The sequence below is a fragment of the Pseudomonas sp. L7 genome, from assembly GCF_046605565.1.
GTDB lineage: Bacteria > Pseudomonadota > Gammaproteobacteria > Pseudomonadales > Pseudomonadaceae > Aquipseudomonas > Aquipseudomonas wayambapalatensis.
On record NZ_CP176784.1, the window covers coordinates 296,456 to 310,649 of the forward strand.

The 14,194-nt window shown below is 64.9% G+C and carries 16 protein-coding genes; 3 read left to right on the forward strand and 13 right to left on the reverse strand.

Going from position 1 to position 14,194, the window contains the following annotated elements:
• Position 1: 1 nt before the first annotated feature.
• Positions 2-832: a formate dehydrogenase accessory sulfurtransferase FdhD gene (fdhD, locus tag ACK3BK_RS01425; RefSeq protein WP_411383610.1), complete on the reverse strand. Its 831-nt coding sequence runs from the start codon at positions 830-832 to the stop codon at positions 2-4.
• A 175-nt stretch (positions 833-1,007) separates the two neighbouring features.
• Here fdhD and lysM point away from each other — a divergent pair, with 175 nt between their 5' ends.
• A complete protein-coding gene (gene lysM, locus ACK3BK_RS01430) occupies positions 1,008-1,448 on the forward strand; it encodes a peptidoglycan-binding protein LysM (protein WP_054891686.1) in 441 nt (146 codons plus the stop codon).
• Positions 1,449-1,587: 139 nt separating this feature from the next.
• On the opposite strand, the gene yrfG is transcribed toward lysM, so the two are convergent.
• A complete protein-coding gene (gene yrfG / locus ACK3BK_RS01435; protein WP_411383611.1) occupies positions 1,588-2,250 on the reverse strand; it encodes a GMP/IMP nucleotidase in 663 nt (220 codons plus the stop codon).
• A gap of 65 nt (positions 2,251-2,315) precedes the next feature.
• Between yrfG and nudE the strand changes: the two genes are divergently transcribed.
• Both nudE and cysQ read left to right on the forward strand, forming a co-directional pair.
• Positions 2,316-2,882, forward strand: coding sequence for an ADP compounds hydrolase NudE (nudE, locus tag ACK3BK_RS01440; RefSeq protein ID WP_054891688.1), 567 nt, complete (start codon positions 2,316-2,318; stop codon positions 2,880-2,882).
• Entirely contained in the window at positions 2,879-3,706 is an 828-nt protein-coding gene (gene cysQ, locus ACK3BK_RS01445) for a 3'(2'),5'-bisphosphate nucleotidase CysQ (protein ID WP_411383612.1), read from the forward strand. Before nudE ends, cysQ begins: the two co-directional genes overlap by 4 nt.
• 29 nt (positions 3,707-3,735) lie before the next feature.
• Here the strand turns inward: cysQ and ACK3BK_RS01450 are convergent, their stop codons facing one another.
• Genes ACK3BK_RS01450 through ACK3BK_RS01500 form a run of 11 tightly spaced genes read right to left on the reverse strand, consistent with a single transcriptional unit; the run spans position 3,736 to position 14,008 of the window.
• The gene (locus ACK3BK_RS01450; protein ID WP_411383613.1) at positions 3,736-4,191 is read right to left on the reverse strand and encodes a YiiD C-terminal domain-containing protein; all 456 of its coding nucleotides are present in this window, start codon (positions 4,189-4,191) and stop codon (positions 3,736-3,738) included.
• Positions 4,188-5,591, reverse strand: coding sequence for a sigma-54-dependent transcriptional regulator (locus ACK3BK_RS01455; RefSeq protein WP_186710214.1), 1,404 nt, complete (start codon positions 5,589-5,591; stop codon positions 4,188-4,190). The genes ACK3BK_RS01450 and ACK3BK_RS01455 overlap by 4 nt, the downstream gene beginning before the upstream one ends.
• A complete protein-coding gene (locus ACK3BK_RS01460) occupies positions 5,588-7,402 on the reverse strand; it encodes an ATP-binding protein (RefSeq protein WP_186710216.1) in 1,815 nt (604 codons plus the stop codon). The genes ACK3BK_RS01455 and ACK3BK_RS01460 overlap by 4 nt, the downstream gene beginning before the upstream one ends.
• 37 nt (positions 7,403-7,439) lie before the next feature.
• Positions 7,440-8,300: a dTDP-4-dehydrorhamnose reductase gene (gene rfbD / locus ACK3BK_RS01465; protein ID WP_411383614.1), complete on the reverse strand. Its 861-nt coding sequence runs from the start codon at positions 8,298-8,300 to the stop codon at positions 7,440-7,442.
• Positions 8,297-8,842 carry a dTDP-4-dehydrorhamnose 3,5-epimerase gene (gene rfbC / locus ACK3BK_RS01470; RefSeq protein ID WP_186667442.1) on the reverse strand — a complete coding sequence of 182 codons (546 nt, stop codon included), beginning with the start codon at positions 8,840-8,842 and terminating at the stop codon, positions 8,297-8,299. The genes rfbD and rfbC overlap by 4 nt, the downstream gene beginning before the upstream one ends.
• Positions 8,843-8,866: 24 nt before the next feature.
• A complete protein-coding gene (gene rffA, locus ACK3BK_RS01475) occupies positions 8,867-10,012 on the reverse strand; it encodes a dTDP-4-amino-4,6-dideoxygalactose transaminase (RefSeq protein ID WP_411383615.1) in 1,146 nt (381 codons plus the stop codon).
• The gene (locus ACK3BK_RS01480; RefSeq protein ID WP_411383616.1) at positions 10,009-10,728 is read right to left on the reverse strand and encodes a metallophosphoesterase family protein; all 720 of its coding nucleotides are present in this window, start codon (positions 10,726-10,728) and stop codon (positions 10,009-10,011) included. Before ACK3BK_RS01480 ends, rffA begins: the two co-directional genes overlap by 4 nt.
• Entirely contained in the window at positions 10,709-11,686 is a 978-nt protein-coding gene (locus tag ACK3BK_RS01485; RefSeq protein ID WP_411383617.1) for an ATP-grasp domain-containing protein, read from the reverse strand. The genes ACK3BK_RS01480 and ACK3BK_RS01485 overlap by 20 nt, the downstream gene beginning before the upstream one ends.
• Positions 11,683-12,534, reverse strand: a complete 852-nt coding sequence (locus ACK3BK_RS01490) for an NAD-dependent epimerase/dehydratase family protein (RefSeq protein ID WP_186667446.1) — start codon at positions 12,532-12,534, stop codon at positions 11,683-11,685. The genes ACK3BK_RS01485 and ACK3BK_RS01490 overlap by 4 nt, the downstream gene beginning before the upstream one ends.
• Positions 12,531-13,259 (reverse strand): class I SAM-dependent methyltransferase, encoded by a 729-nt coding sequence (locus ACK3BK_RS01495; RefSeq protein ID WP_054891698.1) that lies wholly within the window; start codon positions 13,257-13,259, stop codon positions 12,531-12,533. The genes ACK3BK_RS01490 and ACK3BK_RS01495 overlap by 4 nt, the downstream gene beginning before the upstream one ends.
• Positions 13,256-14,008, reverse strand: coding sequence for a WbqC family protein (locus ACK3BK_RS01500; protein ID WP_411383618.1), 753 nt, complete (start codon positions 14,006-14,008; stop codon positions 13,256-13,258). The genes ACK3BK_RS01495 and ACK3BK_RS01500 overlap by 4 nt, the downstream gene beginning before the upstream one ends.
• Between the last annotated feature and the right edge of the window lie 186 nt (positions 14,009-14,194).

Here is a 14,194-nt window from a genome sequence, read left to right on the forward strand (position 1 = left end):
TTTACGACTCCGCCGCTGGGCTGAATACCCGCGGTGCGCTGTGTTTGGGCAGATGGATGAGGTTGAGGTTGTGCTTGCGTGCCCATTGCAGGGCAAGGCCGGTCGGTGCCGACAGGCTGACCAGGGTCTGGATGCCGGCACGCAGGACTTTCTGGATCAGCTCCAGGCTGCAGCGGCTGGTGACGATGGCCAGGCCGCCGGAGATGTCGATGCGCTGGCGCAGCAAGGCGCCGATCAGCTTGTCGAGGGCGTTGTGCCGGCCGATGTCTTCGCGGCCCAGCAGCAGTTCGCCGTTGCGGTCCATGAACAGCGCCGCATGCACAGCGCCGCAGTGCTGGCCCAGGGGCTGGAAGGCGTCGATGCGCTGGCGCAGGTCCTTGAGCCACTCCACCGGCGGCAGGGGCGCGCCGGGCAGTGCCGCGAGCTCGGGCAATGCCTGTTCCAGAGCCTCTACACCACACAGGCCGCAGCCACTGGTGCCGGCCATCTGACGCCGTTGGTCCTTGAGGTTCCAGAACGCGCGGCTGGAAATCTCCAGGTCGGCATACAGCGCCGAGCCGCTGCCGGAGAGCTTTACGTCATAGATCTCTTCGGTGCTGGAAACGATGCCACTGCCGACGCTGAAACCGACGGCGAAGTCTTCCAGGTCGGTCGGGCTGACCAGCATCACCGCCTGGTTCAGGCCGTTGTAGACGATCGCCAGGGCGACTTCTTCGGCCAGGGGCGTGCTGTCGCTCGCATGGTCGCAGAGCTGCACGTAGTCGTAGGTGTTGCTGGCGGCAGGCAGTGACAGAGGTGCTGATGCCGCGCAGACCGGAGGCTTGCTGTTCATCGGGGCGGATTACCGGCGGCTTTTTACTAGCACAAGCCTAGGCTTGTGGGCGCGCCGCGTCTAATCGCTAGGGTCGATGCCGTGATAGACCGCGTCGATTGGTCGCAGGGGAGCGGGCCGCGGATTCCTGGCCTAGACTCTCAGGTTCCGAGGAATCATCAACAAGGAGCGCGTCATGAGCCTGTTCAGTTTCGTGAAGGAAGCCGGCGAGAAGTTGATCGATCTGCTGACCCCCGGCAACGCGAATGCCGAGGAGCAGTTGAAGAAGCACGTGGAGAGCGTGGGCCTGGGCAATCCGAATATTTCGGCCACCGTAGAGGGTGACAAGGTCATCCTCAAGGGCGAGGTGGCGAGTCAGGAGGAGAAGGAGAAGATCATCCTGGCGGCAGGCAACATCGCAGGGGTGGCTTCGGTGGATGACCAGATCACCGTCACCGGGCCGGTGGCGCAGGCGGCTCGATTCGTCACGGTGAAGAAGGGCGACACCTTGAGTGCGATCGCCAAGGCTGAGTATGGCGATGCCAGCAAATACCAGAAGATCTTCGAGGCCAACAAGCCGCTGCTGTCACACCCGGACAAGATCTATCCGGGGCAGGTGCTGCGCATTCCGGACTGAGGATCGGTGTTGCGCTCATCGCGGGACAAGTCGGAGCGCCTAACCGCCGCTCTCACAGGGATATCTCCCCCGCCTGAAACCCGGGTGATATTTGTGGGAGCGGCGGTTCGGCGCTCCGACTTGTCCCGCGATGAGGCCCTCAAAGTCCCAGCAACAATTCCCGGTAATCCTCGACCGCCGCGAACTCCTGCGTATCGCGCACATCCGCCCGGCTATCGGGCTGCCGCACTGCCAGTAGATGCCCCACCCCGAACCGCTGGGCACTGCGCAGGATCGCCAGGGTGTCGTCGATGAACAGGCTGCGCGCGGGCTCGAAGCCGATATCGGCGCGCAGGGCATCCCAGAACTGCGGGCTCTCTTTCGGGTAGCCATAGTCGTGCGAGCTGATCAGCCGTTCGAAATACGGCGCAAGCTGCACTTTTTCGAGTTTCAGCGACAGTGAGTCACGGTGGGCGTTGGTGATCATCACCACACGCTTGCCGGCCTTGCCGATGGCGGCAAGGAAGGTGTCGGCGTTCGGGCGCAGAGCGATCAGGTCGGCGATCTCGCGCTTGAGTTCGCGGATCGGCAGGCGCAGTTCGCGGCTCCAGAAGTCCAGGCAATACCAGTTCAGGGTGCCGGCATGAAGCTCGAACAGCGGCCGCAGTTCCAGCTCGGCCATCGCGCGGCTCACGCCATGCAGCTCGGCGTAGCGCTGAGGCAGGTGTTCGAGCCAGAAGCGATTGTCGTAGTGCAGGTCGAGCAGGGTGCCGTCCATGTCCAGCAGGACGGTATCGATGGTGGACCAGGGCAGAACAGGCATTGGAATTTCTCGATCGGTCGGCAAGCCACGGTATAGTAACCCGTTCACGCCAAGGAGCCGCACCCATGCGCCAGAAACCCACCGTCCTCAGTCGCGAGATCGTCGCCAGCAGCCGCCTGTTCCGGGTCGAGGCGGTGCAGTTGCGCTTCTCCAATGGCAACGAGCGCACCTACGAGCGCCTGGTCGGTCGGGGCAACGGTTATGGTGCGGTGATGATCGTGGCGATGCTCGACGCCGAGCATGCGGTGCTGGTCGAGGAATACTGCGGCGGCACCGATGAATACGAACTGTCGCTGCCCAAGGGCCTGATCGAGCCGGGCGAGGACGTGCTGGCCGCCGCTGATCGTGAGCTCAAGGAAGAAGCCGGTTTCGGGGCACGGCAACTGGAGCACCTCACCGAGCTGTCGCTGTCGCCCGGCTACATGAGCCAGAAGATCCAGGTGGTGCTGGCCAGCGACCTGTACGAAGAGCGCCTGGAGGGCGACGAGCCTGAGCCGATGCGCGTCGACAAGGTCAACCTGCGCGAGCTCTCGGCCCTGGCCATGCACCCGCAGTTCAGTGAAGGCCGGGCGCTGGCGGCGTTGTACCTGGCGCGTGACCTGCTGATCCAGCGGGGGCTGCTGAGCGCATGAACGACCTGCAACTGATGCATGAAGTGGTCAAGCTCGCTCAACTGGCGGGCGAGGCGATCCTGCCAATCTGGCGCTCTGGCGTCGCAGTCACCAACAAGGCCGACGACTCGCCGGTGACCGCCGCCGACCTGGCTGCTCACCGAGTCATCGCCGACGGCCTGCAAGCGCTGGCGCCGCAGATTCCGGTGCTGTCGGAGGAAGATTGCAACATCCCGCTGGCGACACGCCAAGCCTGGACGCGCTGGTGGCTGGTCGATCCATTGGACGGCACCAAGGAGTTCATCGCCGGCAGCGAGGAATTCACCGTCAACATCGCCCTGATCGAGAACGGTGAGGTGGTGTTCGGTGTGGTGTCGATGCCGACCAATGGCCGCTGCTACTTCGGTGGCCGGGCGTTGGGTGCATGGCGCGTCGAGCCCCAGGGTGACGCCCGGCCGATTCACGTGCGCAACGCGCCACCTGCCGATGGGCGTTTCACGGTCGTTGCCAGCCGTCGTCATACCAGCCCCGAGCAGGAAGCCCTGCTGGCTGGGCTCGGTGCCGAGGTCGGCGAACTGGAACTGGCCAATATCGGCAGCTCGCTGAAGTTCTGCCTGCTGGCCGAGGGCGCTGCCGATTTCTACCCGCGCCTGGCGCCGACCTCGCAGTGGGATACGGCGGCGGCGCAGGGGGTGGTCGAAGGGGCAGGGGGCGAGGTGATCGGGCTGGATGGCCAGGCGTTCCGCTATCCGGCGCGGGAGTCGCTGCTCAATCCGTTCTTCCTGGCGCTGCCGGCCAAGGCACCATGGCGGCAAAAAGTCATTGCAGCGGCTATCGGGCAGTAATTACCGAAGCCGCCTCTCTCCTCGCCTGATCAGCGGTGCAGCACATACTGCCCGCTGAATCTCACTGCCGCCTCTTCACTCCCCGCATTGCTCACCATCGTCTCCAGGGTCAGGCGCGCCCGGCCGCGGCGCTGGTACATCGTCAGGAAGCGCTCCCAGGCCTTTTCGTCCGGCGCCGGGCAGCGTGCTACCGCCGTGCCTGTCACCGGCAATGGATAACTGATCTGCCCTTCATGGATGACGATGTGCCCGTCATCGATCCCCAACTCACGCAAGCGCAGGTGCAGCCAGCCCCAGCCGACCAGCACGGCGGCGCAGTAGAGGCTGCCGCCGAACATGGTGCTCTTGTGGTTGACGTTGGGCGCCAGCGGCAATTGCAGGCGTAGGCACTGCTCGCGCCAGTCGATGACTTGCATGCCCATTTCCCGAGTCAGCGGTATATCGCTGTGCAGGACTGCCTGCAGGTACTGGCTGTCGGTGGTCATGGCCGCGGCTCCTCGTGATCGTCATGGCTGCTGCCGTCGGCGAAGCTCAGGCCGTGCTTGCGCAGCTTGTCGTGCAACGTTTTGCGCGGGATGCCGAGGGCTTCGGCGAGGCTGCGCATGGAGCTGTGCGGCTGGTTCAGTTCGGCGGCGATCAGCGAGCGTTCGAACTGCTCGACCTGCTCGCTGAGGTTGCCGACACGTGCCGGTTCGGCGCTGTCGGTGGCAGGGGGCACCTGGCCGTCCAGGGCCAGCTCCAGGCCCAGGGCGAAGCGCTCTGCCGCGTTCTGCAGCTCGCGTACGTTGCCTGGCCATTCGTGACGCAGCAGCATGGCCCGCTGCGCCGGTTGCAAGGTGTGCGGTGCCAGGCCGTGGCGTTGGCTGGCGGCATCGGCGAAGTGCTGGAACAGCACCAGGATGTCGTCGCCGCGTTCGCGCAGGGCCGGGATGCGCAGCGGTGCGACGTTCAGGCGGTAGTAGAGGTCGGCGCGGAAACGCCCTTGGTCGGCCGACTGGCGCAGGTCTTCCTTGGTCGCGGCGATCACGCGGATATCCAGCGGGATCAGTTGGTTGCCACCCAGGCGCTCGACCACCCGCTCCTGCAGCAGGCGCAGCAGCTTGACCTGCACGTCCAGGCTCATGCTCTCGATTTCGTCGAGGAACAGCGTGCCGCCGTTGGCGAATTCGAACTTGCCGATACGGCGCTTCTGCGCACCGGTGAAGGCGCCGGGTTCATGGCCGAACAGCTCGCTCTCGACCACCGACTCGGCCAGGGCGCCGGCATTGATGGCCACGAACGGGCCGTCGCGACGGCTCGACAGGTCGTGCAGGGCACGCGCGACCACCTCTTTACCGGCGCCGGTCTCGCCGAGGATCAGCACGTCGGCGCGGGTGCCGGCCAGGGCGCCGATCTGTTCGCGCAGGCGCTGCATCGACGGTGAATGGCCGACCAGCCGTGTCGACAACTGCTGGCGATCGCTCAGGGCCAGACGCAGGCTGCGGTTGTCCAGCACCAGGCGGCGCAGCGCCAGGGCCCGGCGCACGCTGTCGAGCAGGGCGTCGCTGGCGAAGGGCTTTTCCAGGAAGTCATAGGCCCCGGCACGCATCGCCTGGACTGCCAGCGGCACGTCGCCGTGGCCGGTGATCAGCAGCACAGGCAGTTCGCTGTCCCGTGTGTGCAGTTGCTCCAGTAGTTGCAGGCCGTCGATACCCGGCATGCGGATATCGCTGACCACCACGCCGGGCCAGTCGGGCTCGATGCGCTCGGCCAGGCCCTGGGCGTCGGCCAGGGTAGCAACCTTGAGGCCTGCCAGGTCCAGGGTCTGGCTCAGGGCCTGGCGCAGGTGCGGATCGTCATCGACCAGGATGACCTGGGTTTGACTGTCGATCAGTGTCTCGGTCATGCCGAGGAATCCTCCGAAGGTTTCAGGTTGGCACCGGGTGCTGCCATGCGCAGTTGCAGGGTGAGCAGGGCGCCCCCTTCCGGGTGGTTGCCCATCAGCAACTCGCCACCGAGCGCACGCATCAGGCTCTCGCAGATCGCCAGGCCCAGGCCAAGGCCCTGGGTACGGGTCTTGGTGGTGAAGAAGGGTTCCTTGGCGTGCTCCAGCGCTTGCCGGGTAAAGCCCGGGCCGTTGTCGCGAATGTACAGGTAGACGCAGTCGTCGCGCGTCTCGGCACTCAGCCAGAGGCGGCGAGGGTTGGCTTTTTCCGTGAGTGCGTCGAGGGCATTGGCCAGCAGGTTGCCGAGCACCTGGCGCAGGCGGGTTTCACCGGCCTGGACCCATAAGGTGGCATCCGGCAGATCGCGGATCAGTTCCACCGCCATGGCCCGACGACGCTTGGCCAGCAAGGCCAGGGCATCGTCCAGCGCCGGTTGCAGGGCCACGCTTTCCGGGGCATGGCGGTCGCGGCGGGCAAAGGCGCGCAGGTGGGCGATGATCGAGGCCATGCGCCCGGTCAGCTCGCCGATCAGCTTGAGGTTGCCGCGGGCATCCTCGGTGCGCTGGTGGTCGAGCAGGATCTCGGCGTTCTCGGCGTAGCTGCGGATCGCCGCCAGCGGTTGGTTGAGCTCGTGGCTGATGCTCGCCGACATGGTGCCCAGCACCGACAGTTTCCCGGCCTGGACCAGCTCGTCCTGGGCGCGTACCAGTTCCTGCTGCGCCTGCTCGCGCTCCAGCACTTCGTTCTTCAGGCGATTGTTCAGCCATTCGAGGTCGGCGGTGCGCGCCACCACGCGGTTTTCCAGCTCCTGGCGGCCACGAGCCTCCAGTTCGATGCGATCCATGTAGTGGCGGCGGCGCTGCATCACCAGCCCGGCCAGGAGCATGGTCACCAACAGCGCACCGGCGCCGATGGCCATGACGGTCTGCACCGAGCGATCGACCAGGATGCGCGGCGCAAGGATGCTCACCTGCCAGCCGGTCTCCTTGATATCGCGGGTCTGGGTCAGCCAGGCGTCGGGTTCCAGGCGCAGCGGCTGCGGTGCCTGGGTCGGGTAGGGCTGGATGGCGATCATCGCCTTGCGTTCTGCTTCGCTCAGTACACGGGTAGCGCGGAAACGCCATTCCGGGCGCGAAGTGAGCACCACCACGCCGTACTGGTCGGTCAGCAGCAATTGTTCCGGGGTGCGGCCCCAGAGGGTTTCGGTGTGGTCGAGGTCGACCTTGACCACCAGCACGCCGACTACACGTTCGCCGTCACGCACCGCTGCCGCGAAGAAGTAGCCGCGCTTGGCCGAGGTGGTGCCCTGGCCGAAGAAGCGGCCCAGGCGCCCTTCCATCGCCTCGATGAAGTAGGGGCGGAAGGCGAAGTTGCGGCCGACGAAGCTGTCGCGCTTGTCCCAGTTGGAGGCGGCCAGGGTATTGCCGCTGACGTCCATCAGGTACATCACTTCGGCGCCGGTCTGCTGGGTGATCTCGCGCAGCAGGCGATTGGCGTTGGTCACCGCCTCCAGCCTGAACGGGTCGGCCAGCACGCCGCGCAGGGCCGGCAGGTCGCCGAGGATCTGCGGCAGGGTCTCGTAGCGGTGAAGGGTGCCGAGCAGGTTGGCGACGTAGAGGTCGAGGGTCTGGCGGTTCTGCGAGGCCAGTTGGTCCTGGTAGTAGCGCTCGGCAAGATGATGCAGCGGCCACAGCAGCGGAGCCAGGCACAGGGCCAGCAGGGCCAGGCTGCGCCAGCGGGGTCGTTGCGAAGTGATTGAAGTCGAGGTCATCGCCAAGTGCGCCAGAATGAACTGGCGCAATTATGCGCTACTTCAGGCAGTCGATCAGCGCCTGCTGCCAATGCGGCTGGCTGACCTGCCATTCGCGGGCCAGGCGTGAGCAGTCCAGGCGTGAGTTGAGCGGGCGGCGGGCCGGGGTCGGGTATTCGCTGCTGGGGATTGGCAGCAGTTCGGCGCAGGGCAGGCCGCGGGCCTTCAACTGCGCGGCGATGGCCTCGGCGAAGCCGAACCAGGAGGTTTCGCCCTGGGCTGTCAGATGATAGGTCCCCCACGCACCCGCCTGGCCGGCCTGCCAGCGCTCGATCAAGGCGCGGGTGCTGGCGGCGATCGTCCCGGCCCAGGTCGGTGCGCCGATCTGGTCGTCGACCACTTTCAGCTGCGGGCGCTCCTGCAGCAGGCGTTGCATGGTCAGCAGGAAGTTGCGTCCATGCAGCGAGTACACCCAGCTGGTGCGCAGGATCAGGTGCTGGGCGCCCACTGCGGCAATCGCCTGCTCGCCTGCGAGCTTGCTCTGGCCGTAGACACCCAGCGGATGCACCGGGTCGTCCTCGACATAGGGCATTGTCTTGTTGCCGTCGAACACGTAGTCGGTGGAGTAGTGGATCAGCGGCGTACCCAGGCGTGCGGCTTCCTCGGCCAGCACGCGCGGACCTTCGGCGTTGATCGCGTAGGCCAGCGGCGCTTCGCTCTCGGCCTGGTCCACCGCGGTGTGGGCCGCGGCGTTGATGATCAGGTCGGGGGCGAGCTGGCGCAGAGGCTCACGCATGGCCTCGGGTTGAGCCAGGTCGAGCTGGTCGCGGCCGAGCAGGTGCAGTTCGCCAAGCCCGGCCAGCGCCTGCTGAAGGGCCTGGGCGACCTGGCCGTTGCGGCCGCAGACGAGGATCTTCATGGGAACAGCTCCGCGTTCCGCAGCAGCACCCCAGCCTGGTCCTTGGCTGACAGCAGCGGTTCCGACTCAAGTTGCCAGTCGATGGCCAACTGCGGATCGTCCCAGCGAATGCAGCGCTCGGCTGCGGGGTTGTAATAGTCGGTGGTCTTGTACAGGAAGTCGGCCGACTCGCTTAGCACCACGAAACCGTGGGCGAAGCCTGGTGGAATCCAGAACTGTCGATGGTCTTCAGCGCTCAGGCGTGTCGCGACCCATTTGCCGAAGGTCGGCGAGCTGCGGCGAATATCCACCGCGACGTCCAGTACTTCACCCTGGACCACCCGCACCAGTTTGCCCTGGGGATTGTCGATCTGGTAATGCAGGCCACGCAGTACACCGTGCTGGGAGCGCGAGTGGTTGTCCTGGACGAAATGGGCATCGAAGCCGGCCTCTGCCGCGAAGTCGCGGGCATTGAAGCTCTCGAAAAAGAAGCCGCGGCTGTCGCCGAATACTTTCGGTTCGATGATCAGTACATCGGGAATGTCGGTGTGAATAATGTTCATGAGTGTTTTGGGTCGATAATAGGTTCAACGGCGCGCAAGCGCGGTACTCAGGGCTGAAATCACCCGATCCTGGCGCTCATCGCCCAGGCCGCACCACAGCGGCAGGCGTATCAGGCGGTCTGACAGTTCGTCGGTGATCTGCATCGAGCCATGTGCACGCCCATAGCGCTCGCCGGCGGGCGAGGAATGCAGAGGCACATAGTGGAACACGGCGTACACCTCTTCGTCTCGCATCCTCTGCAACACAGCCTGACGGTCAATGCCCGGGGCGAGCAGCACATAGTACATATGGGCGTTGTGCTGGCAGTCCTGCGGGATGATCGGCCTACGCAGCAGGCCGTCCGCCTCGAGGCCGGCGAGGGCGTGATGATAGCGCGCCCAAGTAGCCAGGCGGCTGTTGGTGATCGCTTCGGCTTCCTGCAACTGTGCCCAGAGGAAGGCAGCGGTCAGCTCGCCGGGCAGGAACGACGATCCGACCTCCTGCCAGGTGTACTTGTCGACCTGACCGCGGAAGAAGCGGCTGCGGTCGGTACCCTTCTCGCGGATGATTTCCGCGCGCATCACCAGCTCTGGATCGTTGGCCAGCAGGGCACCGCCCTCGCCGCTGATGACGTTCTTGGTTTCATGGAAGCTGAACGCGCCCAGATCACCGATGCTGCCCAGCGCACGCCCCTTGTAGCTGGACATGACGCCCTGCGCGGCATCCTCTACCACCTTCAGGCCGTGCCTGTGGGCGATGGCCAGGATGGTGTCCATCTCGCAGGCGACGCCGGCGTAGTGGACCACGGCGATGGCCTTGGTGCGGGGGGTGATGGCGGCCTCGATCAGGCGTTCGTCGAGGTTGAGCGTGTCTTCACGGATGTCGACGAACACCGGCACCGCGCCGCGCAGGACGAAAGCATTGGCGGTGGAGACGAAGGTGTAGGACGGCATGATCACTTCATCGCCGGGCTGGATGTCGAGCAGCAACGCGCACATTTCCAGTGCCGCGGTGCAGGAGTGAGTCAGCAGCGCCTTGCCGCTGCCGGTACGTTCCTCGAGCCAGGCATGGCAGCGCTTGGTGAACGGTCCGTCGCCGGCAAGCATCTGGCCCAGGTTGGCCTCGGCAATATGGTGGAACTCCTTGCCAGTCATGTAGGGGCGGTTGAAGGGGATCTTTTCCAGGCTCATGGGCGGTTTCCTGCAGCGTTCGCGGGCGGAAGGTCGCTGCGGATCGCGCTGATGCGCCCGCCGATCTGCGTGCCCTTGGCAAGGTTTTCGTAGAAGTACTCGGTGAAGCCAGCATGTGCCATGGCGCGTTGCGCGGCCTCGATGTCGTAGGCGATGCGATAGAGCGTGAAGCGTTGGCCATCCCAGGTGGCGAAGGCGGCCCGAGGGTCGCCGTCGCGGGGCTGGCCGACCGAGCCAGGGTTGCACCAGGCCTTTTCGCGGCCTTGCCAGAGGTACTGCACATGGCTGTGGCCGGAGGCAAAGTAGCGCCCCGGGCGTTCGGCGAAGTAGGCCTCGCTGGGCTCGAGATACTCGTCCAGTGGGTCGTTCCAGCCGCCGTGGATCAGCTCAAGGCCGTGCAGGCTGGCGCGCTCCGGCAGGCTTTCGAGCCAGCGGCGGTTGTCGGCGCTGAGCACCTCACGCTGGTAGTCCAGACAGGCATTGGCGCTGTTGGAGCGTGGGCAGGGCTGGTTGAGTGCGATGTAGGCATCGTGGTTGCCCATCAGCGAGAAGATCCCGCGAGCGCGCAAGGTATCGCAGCACTCGTTGATCTGGCTGTAGTAACCGGCGGTGTCGCCCAGGCAGATGATCTCGTCCACACCCATCCGGTCGAGCTCGGCGAGAACAGTGGACAGCGCGGCGAAATTGCCGTGGATGTCAGAAATGATCCCGATCATGAACCACGTAGTCCTCGATGTAGCGCACCGCAAAACCTGCGCGGACCTCTGGTTGCCGGGGCTTCTCGCCCTGGAGATACCAGGCCAGGCACATGGCGGCCTCGTTGTAGCCGAAAGCGGTGCGGATGGAACTGGTGGAAGAGATCCGTGGATTGATCTCCAGCAGCTTCCAGGTGCCGTCGTCTGCCCGGCGGAACTGCAGATTGGTGGGCCCGACCGGTTTTAAGTGCTGGCACAGGCGCAGCACCACGGCATCCAGGCTGGCGTCGTGGCGCACTTTGGCCTTGGCTGTGGAGCCGTCAGAGGCCAGGCTGCGCTGGAAGGTGATCGCGGCGCAGATGCCGCCCTGGCCGTCACCGAACACCGCCACGGTGTACTCCTGGCTGGCGCTGCCGATGATCGGCTGGGCCATCAGCACCTCCCCGAGAAGGGGTGCCCAGGGTATGAAATCGCGCTCTTCGCGGACCCACACCAGGCCCTTGGAGGCATAGCTGCGTCGCGGCTTGAGCAGGAACGGAAGGCCGAGTTGCTGCGAAAGCGAGGCGAAGTCGCCGGTCAGATGGCTGGGGATGCGGGCGTCGTCTTCAAGTGCCAGCAGGGCCTGGTCCATGGCGTACTTGTCGCGCGACAGGCTGATCAGTCGGGCGTCGTTGAGCACAATCCGGCAGCCGCTGGCAGCCAGCACGTCACGGTGTTCGTCGAGCCAGTGCACATCCTGCTCGATGCCGGGAATCAGCAGCTCGACCCGATACTGCTCGATCATCCGCAGCAGCCAGTCCTGATATCTGGGGTCGGCGGTCAGCGGTGCCTGTTCGAAGTGGTCGCACCAGGCCTGGCCGACCGCATCGTCGTAGATGTCGGTGCCCAGCAACGTGAGTGTCGGGTCGGCGGCGCGCAGCGATTTCAGCAGGCCATAGCCCATGATCGCGCCGACGCCGGTGACCATTGCCGTGGTCATTGCTGGGTCTCCTGATGAGCCTGCATCAGTTGCAGGCCGGTACGGATGTCAGTGGCTGGCCAATAGTCGATGGCCTGGTGCAGTTGCGCATCGGCCTGCATGGCCGGCATATCGGCGATGTCCGGCTTGTCCCGTAGGAAGTGGATTTCGGCAGGGCGGGCGCAGGCAGCAAAGGCCGCTTCGGCGATCTCGGACAGCCTGGGGCTGTGCGGGTGCACGCAGTCGAAGCGACCGACCACCGTGCGCTGCGCCACGCGTTTCACGATCTCGGCCAGGTCGTCCAGAAACAGGTAGTTGCGCTGCGCATCGTTGTTGCCATACAGCTGCACTGTCCTGCCTGCACGCGCCGTTTCGGCGATGACGTACAGCAGCCCCTGGTGTTTGCGGCAGGCACCGGCTGCATCGTAGACCTGGCTGGGGCGCAGGATGGTCAGGGCGATTTCGCGTTGCTTGCAGAACAGCTGTGCAAGCTCCTCGGAATGGCGCTTCGACAGCGAATAGATGTTGTAGTGAGGGTCGTCGGCGCTAAAGCCTGCGAACACCGAAGACACCAGGATCAAGTGCCGGGCGCCGCTCTGCGCAGCAAGCTCGCAAGCGCGCAGGGTACCGACCGCGTTGACCTGCTCGGCCTGGATCAGCGCTTGGCTGGAGGTCCCGCCGAAGGCGGCGGCCACCAGCACCGCGGTATCGAAGTGCCCGCCAGCGAAGGGCGGGTTGTCTGCCTGCTCCAGATCGAACGGGAAGTCCGCTTCGCGACGCCCCGCAGTCCTGACTTCGCCCAGCGTGGCAAGCCGGGCGGCGATGGCCTGGCCGATGACCGAGGTGCTGCCGATCAACAGGCTTCTCATGTCGGCTCGACCTGGGCCTCGAACATCAGTGCACAGCAGAGCTCGGGGTAGTCGATGCCGACCGTGCACATCCCTTCGATGATCTCGTTGGACAGCCCCAGTGGCTGCAGTTGCGAGGTCATCAGCGGCTTGAGGAACACCCCTTCCTTGCGCACGATGCGATAGCCGGCCTGCTCCAGCTCATCGGTCAGGCGGCTGACCGAGTAGGTGCGCTGGTGACCGAGTTCCAGATCGCCCTGGCCCAGCTTCATCATGTCGTCGAGCTTGCCTGCCGCATGGCCGATACGCCGGTGCAGCGACTCGCCATTGGGCACCAGGGCGAACAGCCGGCCGCCAGGCGCGAGGAAGCGGCGGAAGTGTTCCAGGACCTGCTGCGGGTTGTCGACGTGTTCGAGGATGAAGCCCATCACGATCAGGTCGAAGGTCCGCTCGGTGTCGAAATGCTCGAAATAGCTTTCGACGATCTCGACCGGGCTGTCGGGGTAGTTTTCGCGGAACTGGGCGATGACCGAGGGCGATCCGTCGATCACCGTATGCGAGGCGAAGAAGCGCGAGAAGCGGTTGGTCGAGAAACCGTGGCCGACGCCCAGTTCCAGAATCGAGTGGTGCTCCTGACACAGCTTCATGATCCGCTGGGGATACCAGTTGAGCATGATGTCGTTGTCGAAAGCGAAGCCGAAACGATCACTGTAGGCGCCGATGTAGCTGTCTAGTGCATTGCTCATGGGGAGACTCGCATGTCGGGTGCTGCGCCCGTCGGCGCGGTGGCTTCAGGAGCCGATGACCGTATGTGCTTCATGAAGCGCGGTGCGTCCGGGCCACAGTTGAACAGCAGGTCGAGGATGCTCACGCCATGGGTGAAATCACCCCACTGCTGCGGGTATTGGGGGTAGCCGCTGTAGTCGAACCAACTGACGGCGATGCCCTGTGCGGCGAACAGGCTTTCGTCCAGATAGTCGCGTGCGGCCGGGCCGGAAAGGTATTCGCTGGCACCGGCTTGCAGGCACAAGTCGACCAGGCGTTCGCTCTTGCCTTCACCCAGGCGATAGTCCCAGGAGTGGCTGATGCGTGTGCCGATGCCCAGGTAGTGGCAGACGGCCTGGAGTAGCCTACGATTCAGCGGGCTGAGATGGTCGAACTGCTCTTCGAGATAGATCGGTCGCAGCCACTGTTTGATTTCGTCGAAATACGGCGCACGCTTGTAGTTCGCTTCCAGGGACCGCCAGTGACTGGCGGCCCAGTCGTGCCCGTCGATCCGTGTTTCGCGGATCGCCTGGTGGTAGCGCCCTCTGACCTGAACCGGCACGGTCAGCCATTGCACGCCTTGGGGAGTCTTGATTTGGTTGCGATTGCGCCAGTCACGTCGGGTGAATTGCATGTCGTCGTAAAGGATGAACTCGTCCACGGCGGCGATCAGGTCGAAATAACCTTTCCAGGGGATGTAGTTCGACTGCAGGATGGCGACCTTCTTCATGCGTATGCCCCCGCGCGTTTGTGACGAACTTCTGACGCATGCAGCCTGCGCGACGATGCCCCGGCGTCAAGGAGCCGGTGCGGGAGGGGCGACAACAACAGTGGTGCAGCGGACATCGACATCGAGCTCCTGATGGACAGCGGGCGATACCAGGCCTTCTGGGGCGCGGCTTTGGCAATGATCGTT